This is a genomic window from Streptomyces sp. NRRL S-1022, assembly GCF_000720135.1.
GTDB lineage: Bacteria > Actinomycetota > Actinomycetes > Streptomycetales > Streptomycetaceae > Streptomyces.
On the sequence record NZ_JOIU01000014.1, the window covers coordinates 175,942 to 188,081 of the forward strand.

18 protein-coding genes are annotated in these 12,140 nt (G+C 68.5%); 14 read left to right on the forward strand and 4 right to left on the reverse strand.

Features of this window, described 5'->3' with window-relative positions; genetic code table 11:
• Positions 1–81: 81 nt before the first annotated feature.
• The 14 genes from IG05_RS0120990 to IG05_RS0121060 all read left to right on the forward strand — a co-directional run bounded on the left by IG05_RS0120990 (position 82) and on the right by IG05_RS0121060 (position 7,876).
• Complete coding sequence (locus tag IG05_RS0120990) at positions 82–381, forward strand: hypothetical protein (protein WP_030344734.1); 300 nt, start codon at positions 82–84, stop codon at positions 379–381.
• A complete protein-coding gene (locus IG05_RS0120995) occupies positions 378–716 on the forward strand; it encodes a hypothetical protein (RefSeq protein WP_030344736.1) in 339 nt (112 codons plus the stop codon). Before IG05_RS0120990 ends, IG05_RS0120995 begins: the two co-directional genes overlap by 4 nt.
• The gene (locus IG05_RS47885) at positions 706–894 is read left to right on the forward strand and encodes a hypothetical protein (RefSeq protein WP_158838967.1); all 189 of its coding nucleotides are present in this window, start codon (positions 706–708) and stop codon (positions 892–894) included. The genes IG05_RS0120995 and IG05_RS47885 overlap by 11 nt, the downstream gene beginning before the upstream one ends.
• The gene (locus IG05_RS47890; RefSeq protein WP_158838969.1) at positions 891–1,040 is read left to right on the forward strand and encodes a hypothetical protein; all 150 of its coding nucleotides are present in this window, start codon (positions 891–893) and stop codon (positions 1,038–1,040) included. Before IG05_RS47885 ends, IG05_RS47890 begins: the two co-directional genes overlap by 4 nt.
• Positions 1,037–2,110, forward strand: coding sequence for an NAD-dependent epimerase/dehydratase family protein (locus IG05_RS0121010; protein ID WP_063760098.1), 1,074 nt, complete (start codon positions 1,037–1,039; stop codon positions 2,108–2,110). The genes IG05_RS47890 and IG05_RS0121010 overlap by 4 nt, the downstream gene beginning before the upstream one ends.
• 217 nt (positions 2,111–2,327) lie before the next feature.
• Entirely contained in the window at positions 2,328–2,921 is a 594-nt protein-coding gene (locus IG05_RS0121020) for a hypothetical protein (RefSeq protein ID WP_030344741.1), read from the forward strand.
• 1 nt (position 2,922) lies between these two features.
• A complete protein-coding gene (locus IG05_RS0121025) occupies positions 2,923–3,933 on the forward strand; it encodes a glycosyltransferase (RefSeq protein WP_030344743.1) in 1,011 nt (336 codons plus the stop codon).
• The gene (locus tag IG05_RS47895) at positions 3,930–4,331 is read left to right on the forward strand and encodes a DUF6221 family protein (protein WP_051790082.1); all 402 of its coding nucleotides are present in this window, start codon (positions 3,930–3,932) and stop codon (positions 4,329–4,331) included. Before IG05_RS0121025 ends, IG05_RS47895 begins: the two co-directional genes overlap by 4 nt.
• A complete protein-coding gene (locus IG05_RS47900; protein WP_030344745.1) occupies positions 4,328–4,543 on the forward strand; it encodes a hypothetical protein in 216 nt (71 codons plus the stop codon). Before IG05_RS47895 ends, IG05_RS47900 begins: the two co-directional genes overlap by 4 nt.
• Positions 4,540–5,406: an NAD-dependent epimerase/dehydratase family protein gene (locus tag IG05_RS0121040; protein ID WP_030344746.1), complete on the forward strand. Its 867-nt coding sequence runs from the start codon at positions 4,540–4,542 to the stop codon at positions 5,404–5,406. The genes IG05_RS47900 and IG05_RS0121040 overlap by 4 nt, the downstream gene beginning before the upstream one ends.
• Positions 5,403–6,167 carry a glycosyltransferase family A protein gene (locus IG05_RS0121045; protein ID WP_158838971.1) on the forward strand — a complete coding sequence of 255 codons (765 nt, stop codon included), beginning with the start codon at positions 5,403–5,405 and terminating at the stop codon, positions 6,165–6,167. The genes IG05_RS0121040 and IG05_RS0121045 overlap by 4 nt, the downstream gene beginning before the upstream one ends.
• Positions 6,160–6,780: a hypothetical protein gene (locus IG05_RS0121050; RefSeq protein ID WP_030344748.1), complete on the forward strand. Its 621-nt coding sequence runs from the start codon at positions 6,160–6,162 to the stop codon at positions 6,778–6,780. Before IG05_RS0121045 ends, IG05_RS0121050 begins: the two co-directional genes overlap by 8 nt.
• Positions 6,777–7,643, forward strand: a complete 867-nt coding sequence (locus IG05_RS0121055) for a hypothetical protein (protein ID WP_030344749.1) — start codon at positions 6,777–6,779, stop codon at positions 7,641–7,643. Before IG05_RS0121050 ends, IG05_RS0121055 begins: the two co-directional genes overlap by 4 nt.
• Positions 7,643–7,876 carry a hypothetical protein gene (locus tag IG05_RS0121060; protein ID WP_030344750.1) on the forward strand — a complete coding sequence of 78 codons (234 nt, stop codon included), beginning with the start codon at positions 7,643–7,645 and terminating at the stop codon, positions 7,874–7,876. Before IG05_RS0121055 ends, IG05_RS0121060 begins: the two co-directional genes overlap by 1 nt.
• On the opposite strand, the gene IG05_RS0121065 is transcribed toward IG05_RS0121060, so the two are convergent.
• The 4 genes from IG05_RS0121065 to IG05_RS42425 are packed head-to-tail and all read right to left on the reverse strand — an operon-like array spanning position 7,873 to position 12,138.
• A complete protein-coding gene (locus tag IG05_RS0121065) occupies positions 7,873–8,094 on the reverse strand; it encodes a hypothetical protein (RefSeq protein WP_030344751.1) in 222 nt (73 codons plus the stop codon). The two genes, IG05_RS0121060 and IG05_RS0121065, sit on opposite strands and share 4 nt — an antisense overlap.
• A 24-nt stretch (positions 8,095–8,118) precedes the next feature.
• The gene (locus IG05_RS0121070; RefSeq protein WP_030344752.1) at positions 8,119–9,033 is read right to left on the reverse strand and encodes a hypothetical protein; all 915 of its coding nucleotides are present in this window, start codon (positions 9,031–9,033) and stop codon (positions 8,119–8,121) included.
• Positions 9,026–9,238, reverse strand: coding sequence for a hypothetical protein (locus tag IG05_RS47905; protein ID WP_158838972.1), 213 nt, complete (start codon positions 9,236–9,238; stop codon positions 9,026–9,028). The genes IG05_RS0121070 and IG05_RS47905 overlap by 8 nt, the downstream gene beginning before the upstream one ends.
• Positions 9,238–12,138 (reverse strand): fibronectin type III domain-containing protein, encoded by a 2,901-nt coding sequence (locus IG05_RS42425; RefSeq protein ID WP_037814328.1) that lies wholly within the window; start codon positions 12,136–12,138, stop codon positions 9,238–9,240. The genes IG05_RS47905 and IG05_RS42425 overlap by 1 nt, the downstream gene beginning before the upstream one ends.
• Positions 12,139–12,140: the final 2 nt, after the last annotated feature.

The following is a 12,140-nucleotide window of genomic DNA, read 5'->3' on the forward strand; positions in this document are numbered from 1 at the left end:
CGCGTTCCTGTTCGCGTTCGGCGTCCTCTATCCGCACCCCGCTCCGCCACCTGCGGACCGGCCTGTCGCGGGGATCAGCCGATGAGCGAGCCAATCACCCACGACTTCGGCCCAGGCCGCCGCTGCTGGGGCCACGACTACAGCATCAGTAACGTCCGCGACGGCGGGCATCGCGTGCGTGCCACCGGATGGGGGCACGACGGTCGTCTCATCCAGAAGGGCGACTACCTACTCCTCGAAGCCAAGGGTGGCAAGCGGGCCACCCGCTACCAGGTTGAGGAGATCAAGCGCGTCATGGACCCGCCCGATATGTGGTTCGCCGAGCTGGTCTTTGCGCCCCGCACCTATGCCACCCAGGCCGAGAAGGACGCGACCCGATGACCGGCCCCTGCGCGCGCCCGGAATGCGGCGGCACCACCCACACCGACGGCTGGGGCAACCCCATCCAGTGCCCGCGAGACGACTCCGTCCTGTACTTCGACGGGCCCGCGGAGGAGTTCACCCTCGCGCCGCCAGTCGCCCCGCGCATCGTCATCTACGGCGAGGACAACCGGACGCCGCTCGTCACGATCAACCCCAACGGCAAGCTGGAGTACGGGCCCGGCTATACGCCCGACGAAGCCGCACGCCGTTTTTGGGACGCCCTCCGCCACCACATGCCCGCCCGCTGCCCCAACTGCGGGCACATCGACCTGGAGGCACACCATGAGGGCTGAAGTGCGGGTGCTCGGGTTCCTGGCGGCGGCGAGCTGGCTTGTGGCGGCGGTCGCCTTCATCGACTGGCTGAACGGGAATCCAAGCGCGCCGACAGGGATCGCCACGTTCGTCGTCACGGGCGCCCTGTTCACAGGCCTCGCGATCTATCTTCACCGCTCAGACCAGGAGAAGCCGTGAACACAGCCATCGCCATCACCGCGATCATCGCCGCCCTCATCCTCGGCCTCACGATCGTCACCGCCGCCCGCGACGTCGCCCAGACCAAGCACAACCCCACCCGCTGCCCCAACTGCGGCCACACCAGCAAGGAGAACCAGCAATGAAGATCGGCGTCACCGGCGGACAGGGCTTCATCGGCAGCCACATCCGCACCGAACTCCTCGCACGCGGCCACCAGGTCGTCGTCTTCGACCGCCACCCCCACACACTCATGGCCGGCGGCGAGGAGTTCTTCCTCGGCGACATCCGCGACGAAACCGCCGTCGTCGAACTCGCCGCCCACGTCGACGGCATCATCCACCTCGCCGCCGTCCTCGGCACCCAGGAGACCATCGGCAACCCTCGGCCGTCCGCCGACACCAACATCCGCGGCAGCCTGAACGTGTTCGAGGCCGCCAGCCAGTACGGGCTCCCCGTCGTCTACGCCGGCGTCGGGAACTCATGGATGCGCGACCACGGCACCGGCTCCTACACCATCAGCAAGACCGCGGCCGAGGACTACGCGCGCATGTTCAACGCCTACCGCGACGGGCGGATCACGATCGTCCGCCCGGTCAACGCCTACGGCCCGGGCCAGTCCGTCGCGGCGCCCTACGGTACGAGCAAGGTGCGGAAGATCCTGCCCGCGTTCACCTGCCGGGCGCTCACCGGTGCGGACATCGAGGTGTACGGGGACGGCACGCAGGTGTCTGACTGCGTGTACGTCGGCGACGTCGCCCGCGCGTTCGTGACGGCGCTGGAGCACAACGTCGAGACGGGACGGCCCCCGCACGCGCCGGTCGAGGTCGGGCCGATGTCCTCGGTCACGGTGAACGACATCGCTCGGCTGGTGGCCGGCGAGGCGGCGCGGGTGACGGGCCGGGAGCCGGTCGGTGTGAAGCACCTGCCCATGCGGCCCGGGGAGGTGCCGAACGCGGTCGTGTGCGCGGACACGAGCACCCTGGCGCAGATCGGGATGACAGCCGCCGACTTCGTGCCGCTGGACGAGGGCATCGCGCGGACGGTCGACTACTACGCCACCGAGTGGCTGCCCGGCTACCTGGAGCAGGACGGGCCCGGCAGCGGCGGCGTAGTCCCGGGGAACGTGTCGATCACCCTCAAGCCGGGCGAGCGAGTCGTGAGCGCGGAGGAGATCATGCGCGCGGCACGGCGCACCCCCTTCGGCCGGGCGTAAGGGAACGGCATGCCGCGTCGCACGACTGCCTTGCTGATCCCATGCCCCTGGTCCGGTGACGAGAGCGACCCCGTACCGCGCAGCTACCGCGCGTGGATCTGGCTCTACAGCCGAACGCGCCGTCTCCGCCACCTGCTGGGCCTGCACGACTACCAGTACATCTATGCGCTCCACGGGCGCCGCTGCACTTGGTGCGGCAAGACAGAGGGAGCCTGACGTGGCCCGCTTGCAGATCCTGCAACTCCCCGAAGGCGCCGGCGACGACCGGCCGCCGTTCATCCTCGTCATCGACCAGGTCACCCCGGAGATGGTGGAAGGTATCACCAGCGCCGAGCGGACCACGGCTGAGCTGATCGGCGCCCGCGCGATCTTCTCCTTCGAGGAGACCGTGCACATCCCCGCCAACGACCTAACCCCGTACAGCGAGGCGACCGAACGCACGGAGCCTCTCTGCCTCAGTGAGCGCGCGATCCAGGCCGAGGAGAAGCTGAAGGCGTTCATGGACAAGCGCTACGAGGTGGAGGAGAAGCGCAAGGCCAGCCTCACCGACGCGCTCGGCATGGACCGGCTCCGAGACTGGGACGACATCCTCAACGCCGTCACCGGATGCCGGATGGACCGTGAGGCCCTTGCTGACGCCGTCGAACGTGTCCGCGGCCTGCCTGAGCACCCCGACATCATGGACGCCAAACTCTCGGAGCCGAATGGCTACCTGCACGGCTACAGGGTCGCCATCTTCGACGCCAAGCGTGCAGTGCAGCAGCGGGCAGCGGAGAGCACCAGCCCCGAGCCCAGCCCGAAGGACGGCTAACATGCGCGTCCATTTCTGGTCCGCCGACATGGCTGGGTCGGCCTTCTACCGCGCCGTCATGCCCTCCATGGGCCTGTCCTGGCTCGGCCACACCGCCACCCACAGCGTCCGCCTCCCACCGAACTGGGCCAGCTACGACACGATCGTCGGCTGCCGCGTCGCCCAGGTCGACCCGTCCCGCATGTGGCTCCGCTTGAAAGACGAGGGGAAGCGACTCGTCCTCGACCTGGACGACGACTACTTCCACATCGACCCCACCAACACGCACGCCCGCACGGTATGGGACGTCGGCATGCTCGGCCGGCTCGCCCACAACCTGGGCATCGCCGACCTCGTCACCTGCTGCAGCGAGCCCCTCGCGGCCGTACTGCGCGACTACGCGCCCCGGGTGGAGGTCATCCCGAACGGGCTCCCCGCCCAGTACCTCGGCCACCCGCGGGACTACCAGGCGGTGGGCCGGCCGCTGTACGTGGGCTGGGCGGGGACGAGCAGCACGGTGGCCGAACTCCCGGAGGCGGTCCGGGCGCTGAACCGGATCTCCCAGTACGGGCGGCCGGGCGGGGTGATGGTGCGGCTCGTCGGGATCGCGGCCGAGCAGGCGATGGGGCTCGGGCTGCGGGGCCGGCAGATCGGTGCGCTGGGTTGGGTGGAGCGGATCGATCACTATCTGCACGCGGTCGCCGAGTTCGACGTGTGGCTGGCCCCGTACCGGGACACGGCGTTCAACCGGGCGAAGTTCCCCACGAAGTGGCTGGAATCGTCGATCCTCGGTATCCCGTTGATCGCGTCGGATGTGGAGCCGTACCGGCGGGTGATCCGGCACGGGGAGACGGGGTTCTTGGTCCGGCGTGAGCACGAGTGGGGGAAGTACCTGAAGCGACTTGTCGACGATCCCGAGCTGCGGCAGCGGGTGGGGATGGCCGCGCGCGGGGAGGCGTCGGGCAGCATCATGCAGGCGCTGCACCACCGGTGGGAGGCGGCCATGCGCGTGCCCGAGGGGGTGGCGGCGTGAACGACTTGGTGGAGTTCCTGCGGGCCCGGCTGGACGAGGACGAGGCACTGGCGCGGGAGGCGCCGCCCGGGCCGTGGCACATCGGTAACGCCGTCGACCCAACCCAGCCCTGCCACGTCCACACCTTCCCTGGCGCCCGCGTGGTGGCTGATGGGCTGAACTGGCTGGTTGCTGAGCACATTGCACACCAGCATCCGGCGCGCGTCCTCTCCGAAGTCATGGCCAAGCGCAAGATCCTCGAATCGGTCGTCCCATCTGTCGCCGATATGGCGGAGTCGATCGCTTTCGAGTACGGGGCGCGGCACAGCCCTCCCGGTCGAGTTGCAGTGGAGCTTCTGTGCCTGCTCGCGCTGCCGTACGCCAGCCACCCCGACTACCGCGAGGAGTGGAAGCCGTGACCGGGCCCGAGCACTACCTCGAAGGCGAACGCCTCCTCGCAGGACACGACATCCCAGCCGACCCCGAGCAGGCTTTGGAAGCCCACCACGTCGGCCCCAGCCAGATGGAAGTACTGGTGGCACAGACGCACTTCCTCGCCGCGCTCGTCGCCGTCCACGCCGAAGACACCTTCCCCGACAGCGTCTCGTGGCAGAAGGCGGTGGGCTGGTGAACATCCTCGTGACCGGGTCATCCGGGTTCATCGGCGGCCACCTCTACGACCAACTCGCTGCTCGCGGCCACGCCCCCATCCCCATGGACAGCCGGGCGGGAACACCCACCACCGACCTTGACTGCCTGGTCCGCACCATCGAGTACCACGACGCCGAGCTGATAGCCCACCTCGGCGCTTCCTGCTCCACCCGCTTCAGCCTCAACGACCCCACCACCGACTTCCACGACAACGCCATCGGCACCTTCAACATCGCCGAAGCCGCCCGCCGAGTCGGGAACATCCCCGTCCTCTACACCAGCACCGTCAAGGTCTACCCCGGCGCCGACGGACTCGTCGCCCCCCTCGGCCTGTCCAAGAAGGTCGGCGAAGACTACCTCCGCCTGTACCGCGACCTGTACGGGCTGCCCTCCGTGATCCTCCGCCCGTCCACCGTGTACGGGCCCGGCCAGGACGGGGCACCGGAAGCAGGGTGGGTGACCTGGTTCCTTCGCGCGTTCCTCACCCGGCAGCCCATCACCATCCACGGCGACGGCACCCAGTCACGCGACATCCTCCACATCGACGACTTCACCCAGCTCCTCGTCGACATCGTCGAGCACTTCGCCGACTACGACCGCGCCGAGCCCTACGACGTCGGCGGCGGCCCCTCCAACGAAGTCAGCCTCCTCGACCTCATCAATGCCCTCGAAGACGCCACCGGCACCCAGCACCCCATCACCCACGACGCGCGGCTTCCCGGCGACCTCCAGCGCGTCGTCACCGACAACACCGCCATCAGCAGCGTGCGCGGCTGGCAGCCCGCCACCGACTGGGCCGCCGGCGTCCGCGGCACCCTCGACTGGCTGGGGGCACAGTGGTGAAGGTCGGCGTCATCATCCCCGCCCGCAACGCCCGGCCCTGGATCGGGGAGATGCTGGAGTCGGTGCGGGCCCAGACGCACCCGGCGCAGGCGTACCTCGCCGAGGACCGGTCCGACGACGGCACCTTCGAGTGGGTGCGCGAGCGACCGGAGTTGTACGCCGGGATGGCCCGGAACCGGGTCCGTAGGGGCTGGGCCGGCAGCCTGAACGCGGCGGCGAAGCTGGCCCTGGCCGACGGCTGCGACGCCCTGTTCACCGCGAGCGCAGACGACCGGCTGCACCCCGACTGCATCGCGCGCTGTGCCGCGGTGCTGAGCGCGGATGGCGGCCGGGACTTCGTTGTGCCGTACGCGCAGCAGTTCGGTGAGGCGGACGTTGTGCAGGCCTCGTTGCCGGACGCGACGATTGAGGACTTCGTGCAGTGGCCGCCGCTGATCGACAAGGCGCTCATCCGTCGCGAGGTGTGGGAGCAGGTGGGCGGGTACAGCCCGAAGGCCACGTTGCCCGGCAGCTACGGCTCGGCGGAGGACTGGGAGTTCTGGATCCGCGTGTGGAAGGCCGGCCTGACCCGGTACGCGGTGGTGGAGCAGCCGCTGTACTTCGTGCGCGTCCACCCGGGCCAGCTGTCCCACGATCGTGGCGAGTGGCATGCGGCCACCGTCGGCCTGTTCCGCAAGCTCCACCCTGACCTGCCGTGGACGGCGGACTCGGGCGTCTGGCCGCCCCGGCACCGCACAACGAAGAGGAGCGGTCATGCATGACCCACTGACCGTCGCATTCGAGATCCGCCGCCCCTGGCCGCAGACCGCCGACTGGCGCACCGAGCAAGCCGCCCGCGAAAACATCCGCTGGCGAATCAGCGGATCGTTCTGGGTGCTCGCCGGGCGCGGCCTGTACTTCCCAGGCCTCATCACCATCTGGCACCGCGACCCGTCCGGCTACGACGACACCACCTGCCGGAAGAAGCGATGGCGGTTCCACCTGCACCACTGGCGGCTGCAGGTCCACCCCGTACAGCAGTGGCGGCGGCGCCTCCTCACCCGATGCGCCTGGTGCGGTGAACGCTCGCGCAAGGGCGACCCGGTGAACCATTCCCACCAGTGGGACGGGCCGCGGGCGCGCTGGTGGCAGGGCGAGCGCGGGCTCTTTCATTCCGACTGCTCCGTCCTCGAGCGGGCTCATGGCACGTGCGTCTGTGACCGCCCTGTCCTGGACGGCCGCGACTATGGGCGCTGCGCGGTGTGTGACCGCTTTCGGCCCTTCGGCTTCACAGAGGCCAACCTCGCCCGTGCTCGCACGCTGCAGGCGGTGCCGCGTGGTGCGCGCCGGAAGGACGTCGGCGAGACCCCCATCCGAGAGGAAGACACCCCATGATCGACGGCAAGCGCGTCATCGCCTGGACCCCCTACGGCCGACGCCGCACCTACAGCATCCTCATCCGCCACCTCCAACGCGACGTCGAACGCGGCCTGATCGACGAGGTGTGGGCGTACATGAACACTGACCCGCAGGGCCAGGAAGACGACATCGCGTACGCCCACGAGCTCGCGGCCGAGCACCCGGGCTGGTTCCGGATCAAGCACCGGCCCGAAGGCGTCGACCTCGGCAACCTGCCCAAGCAGAGGTACACCGGGTTGGCCTACCGGGAGATGACCGACACCGACACCGTCTACCTCCGCTTCGACGACGACGTCGTCTACATCCACGACGACGCCATCACCAACCTCGTCCGCGCACGCATCCAGATGCCCGCCCCGACCGCGGTGTTCCCGGTGATCTTCAACAACGCGATCGTCAGCCACTTCCTCCAGGCCTGCGGCAAGGTCCCGATGGAGTGGGGCGTCGTCAACGCCTACTGCATGGACCCCATGGGCTGGGCGAACGGGCCGTTCGCAGTCAAGCTCCACGAGCTGCTTCTCGACCACATCGAGCGCAACGCCGTCCCGGACCTCTTCCTGTACCAGGACTTCCCCATCCAGCCCGGCACTCAGTTCTCCGTCTCCTGCTTCGCCAGCCTCGGCAGCATGTACGCCGACCTCGACCAGCCAGGCGTCCTCGTCCCCGACGAGGAAGAGTCCTGGCACACCGTGCACCACCCGCTGGCCACCGGCGCCCCGAACATCCTCCGCGGCGACGCGATTGTCAGCCACTGGTCGTTCTTCCCGCAGCACCCGTTCCTCAACAACACCGGCCTCCTGGACCGCTACCGGGAGATCGCGGATAAGGCGGTGGCCTGATGGCCGGGCAGATCAGCGTCGAGGACGCCTTCCCCACCTTCCAGAAGAAGGTCCGCGAGCTTTTCGAGGCCAACCTGCTTCTGCAGGCCCAGGTCGACGTCCTTGAACGGCGCGTCACCGAGCTCACCGAGGAGAACACCAGGCTCCAGCAGGCCAGCCCGGGCCGGCCCGAGTCCGGGCCCGGCGCCGGCCTCGCAGTGCCGCCGAGGCCGGAGCCGGACGAGCGAAGCTAGAGGTTCTGGTGGCTCTCGTCGTACTTCACCAACGGAGCTGAGTCCACGTCGTCCCGCACCAGCAGCCGCTGCTTGAAGTCGATCATGAGGGCGTCCATGTCCGCGTCGTTCATGAAGTCACCGGGCGGCGCGGAGATCATCAGCATCTTGTTTCCGAACGGCCCGGACAGGTTGAAGCTGTAGATCGGGTACTCGCCGGTGTGGAGGTTGATGGCCATGCTGGGGTCCTGTCGATAGGCGGGTCAGGCGATCCGGGTCATCGTCATGTACGACCCGGCCTTGAGGGTGGTGCCGGACGCGTCGGACGCGTTCTGCGCCCACTGCAGCTGGAAGGTGCCGGCCGTTCCGCTTACGACGAGCCGGCCGTAGACCCGGGCCGCGGTGACGCTGGTGTTGCCGCAGCCGAAGCTGAGGTTGGCGCCGGCCGAGGTCGTGGCGAGCTTGCCGATCCACTCACCGTTGGCGCTGGTGCCTGCTGTGAGGTCGGTTGTGTGGGCTCCGGAGCCGTGCATGTCGAAGGTGGCGCCGGTGGGGCAGGTGAAGCTCATCTTGAAGTCGCCGACGAAGTCGGCTGCGTCGATCATGTACAGGTCCAGGGCGAAGGTGTACACCGCGTTCGCGACCACGGGCAGGACGAGGTGGTCGTCGTTCTGCAGGGTGGCGCTGCTGGTGACGGTCTCGTCGGCGGTCTTGACGACGTACTGGGTCTGGCCGATGCCGCTGACGCTCAAGTTGCCGGCGACAGAGAGGCCGCTGCTGGCGGTGAGGGCCCCGTCGACGATGAGTGCGTCGTTGGTGCGGAGCACGTTGGCGGCGGAGCGGAACAGGTTGACGTCGACGCCGATGGTCAGCTGGGCGCTGGAGGCCAGCTTGAGGGTGGAGCCGAACGTGCCGGAGCTGTTGGGGATCTCCACCCATGAGCCGGACGCCGGGGCGGTGCCGTTGGAGAAGTACGTGCGGTAGCTGGTGTCGGTCTCCATGATGGCTTTGCCGGCGTACGGCGAGGACGGCCGCGTCGACGAGGTCGCTGGCGCGAACCCCACGGCCGCGTCGACGCGGTCCCAGTTCTGGCCGATGTCCTGGGTGTAGTTGACCAGCTCTGAGCCGTCGCTCTTGGACTTGTACAGGCCGAGCCGGGTGGTGGACGGATCAGGCACCGGGCACCTCCACGATGTCGTCGTTCGCCGTCTGGCACTGGCCGCAGTGCGCGCGCAGGCGGCCGTCCGCGTTGCGGTACATCGTGATCCGGTAGGTGACGCCCTCGACCGGGCAGCCAGGCGTGCGGCAGGTGACGTCCGCCTCAACGGTCGGCCACTCCTCCAAGGTGGGCCAGTCACCGTTGACATCAGGGGCTATCTGCATTAAATCCACCCAATCAGGAAGTAATCGATCGTTGTGGTTGTCGTGTTCGTGCGGGTCAGCCAGATCGTCAGGCCACCGCTGCTGGGGCTGGCCGTACCGACGCCTGTGACCTGAGTGCCAGGCACGCTGGTCCGGGCCTGCGCGAAGGCGTAGAAAGTGTCGCCTGCGACGTTCAGTCCGGTGACCGAGACCGACGTCGGGGTGTTGGCGGCGGAGGGGATGATCTGGACGTTGCCGACGGCCCAGGACTGAGCCTGGAGCTTTCCGTTGAACTTGATCCATCCGTCCTGGTTGAAGGTGACGGAGTTCCACTTGGTGGTGTCCGCGCCGAACCAGCCGACCTCTGCCTGGTCGGACTTGGCCCAGAAGCTCCCGCCATAGTTCGCGATGGCGTTGGAGTACCAGGCAGCACGGATCCCCGTGTCGTCGGCAGCCGCGAAACCTCCCCGCGCGTGATAGATCGAGTCGCTGGGAGAGGTCGTCCACCGGCCGAACGTGGCCGTCGTCTCGTCCATCGCCATCGTGGAGAAGACCCCGCTCGCAGCCGGCGCGGTGGTGATCTGGATCCCGGACGTGGCACTGGGGGTGCCCGTATTGTCGAAGCCCTGGATGAACGCATAGTTCGAGCCGGTCGTTGCGTACAGGCGGATCTCGGGGAGCAGCGCGGCGGTCGGGTTGATGACCAGGCGCTTCCCCGCAGTGCCAGACATGAGCTGCCCGACGATCGCGACGGAGCCGTCCGCGCTGGCGATGTTCACCGTCTGGGTTCCGTCAGCGCTGTAGGACTGCACGCCGGCCGAGGAGAGTTCGACGCGGGGCCCGGTGTCGCTCGTCTTGATGCGGGCACCGACGATCCAGTCCGCGGCGATGGTGCCGGCGGTGACCTTGGAGACGGTCAGGTCGGAGATGTGGGCGTCATCGATGAGGAGCGCGGTCGCGGTGGCAGCGTCCGACGGGCCGGACTTGTTGCCGGTCTTGTCGACGGCGACAACCCGGACGTACCGCGCGCTGGTCTCCTCGACCTGCACGGTGAACACGACGGGGATCTGCGCCTGGATCATGCCCGCGTTCGCCGGTGCCTTGCCCTTGAGGGTGGTGGCGTCCGGGGTGAACATGGGCTCGTAGGAGACGTGAATCTCCAGGTGGTCGAGGTCGCTCTCCAGGTTGAAGGTGCCGCCGCTCGACTGGCCGAGGGTATGCGTGACCTGTACGGCGATCCGGGACCCGGCCACCGATGGTGCGGCCGGTGTGGACGGTGGGATGTTGTCCGTGGACGCCACGAACGTCGTCGTCCCCGACCAGGCCCCCACGTTGCCTGCCTTGTCCACGGCGCGGATCTGCACGTCGTAGCCGATCCCCGGCGACAGATCCTGCAGCTGCGCCGTGGTGGTGTCCCACGATGCGATCATGGTTTGCCACTTGGCGGTGGGGGCCGCGAACGGCTGCTTCCACACCTGCATGTCCTGCCAGCGGATCTGAGCGACGGATGCCCATGACGCCGGGTAGATCATGTCGGTGTCGACGGCGTACCGGATCTCGTAGTGGTCGCCATCCCGGATCGTGCTGCCGTCCACGTTGTTCGGGGCGTTCCACGAGAGTACGACCCTAGCTCGGGTGAAGCCGCGGGAGTCGAGGTAGGCGGAGCCGGTGAACGGCGTGATGAGCGTGGGCACGCCGGGGATGCTGGTGTCGGCGTTCGGGCGGGACCCGACCGGCTCTGAGCTGGTGCTGGTGAGCTGCCGGGAGAAGTCTCCGACGGTCACAGTGGACGTGCCGTCGGTCTCGAACTCGACGTACTGGGTCAGGTCGGTCCACGTGCCGTCACCGGCCCGGTAGGCGACCGTGTACCCCTTGGTGATGGACCAGTTGGTCTCGGTGACCTGCAGCTTGATCGGGTTGATCCGCAGGCCCCGGAACTGGATCTCTGTGGTCGTGTCGACCAGACCGCTGTCGGGGTCGTACACCCACACCCGGTCGCCGACCTGGAAGGATCCGTGGACGTCGTAGTCGGCCGTGGACAGGGTGAGCGCGTTCCGGGTCGACGTGACCTGCGACAGGGCCAGCTGCGCGCGGGTGGCGGCGTTCGCAGTCGCCGTGTCCGACTCCGACACCAAGCGGGTGAGCTTGATCGGGTTGCCGTGGATGTCCTTGTACGGCGTGGCCGGCGAGATGTCCGCCGCCCCGGTGGCGATGCTGGTGCCCTCGCCCTCGGCGAGTAGGACCACGCGGGTGCTGTAGTCCTCCACGTCCCGGGTGACGTCGATGGAGCCGGGCAGAGCGCGGAGGAACATGTCCTCGCCGGCGGCCTTGCTGGTGATGACGCACGTCGGGTTCGTGACGAACAGGCTGCTGTCCGGGCCGGCGTCGAGGGTGCCGTTGCCGTTGACCCGCCACGACACCGGCACGCTTGTGGTGGACATGGTGTCGCACACGTAGGTGATCGCCTCGCGGGGCGTCTCGTACTGGTGCCGGCCGGTGTACTGCCCGGCCACCGGGTAGACCGTGCCGACGGTGACCGGGTACGCCCCGCTGGCGGGGAGCAGCATGTTGATCGTGTCGGCGAACGTCGCGGATGCTGGGGTGATCGCGTTCTCGTAGACGGCGCCCTTGTTGTCCTCGTCGCCGAGCCACATGGCCATGCCGACGCCGCCCACGGACAGGTCGTCCTGGGGGGTGGTGGTGCGGCCGTCGTCGCCGATCGTGCGGGTGCGGAGCACACCGACGTAGCGGGCCGTGCCAGGGCTGAGGAGGTTGTCGCCGTACTGCAGCGGATCCAGTCGGCCGGGCACGATCGCGATGTGCCCGAAGTAGTCGAGCTGGTCCAGCACATCGCGGGGCGTGTTGGGCTTGAGCTTGACCTCCCACGAGCCGAGGGCCTTGAGGACTTCCTGGACGGCCACCC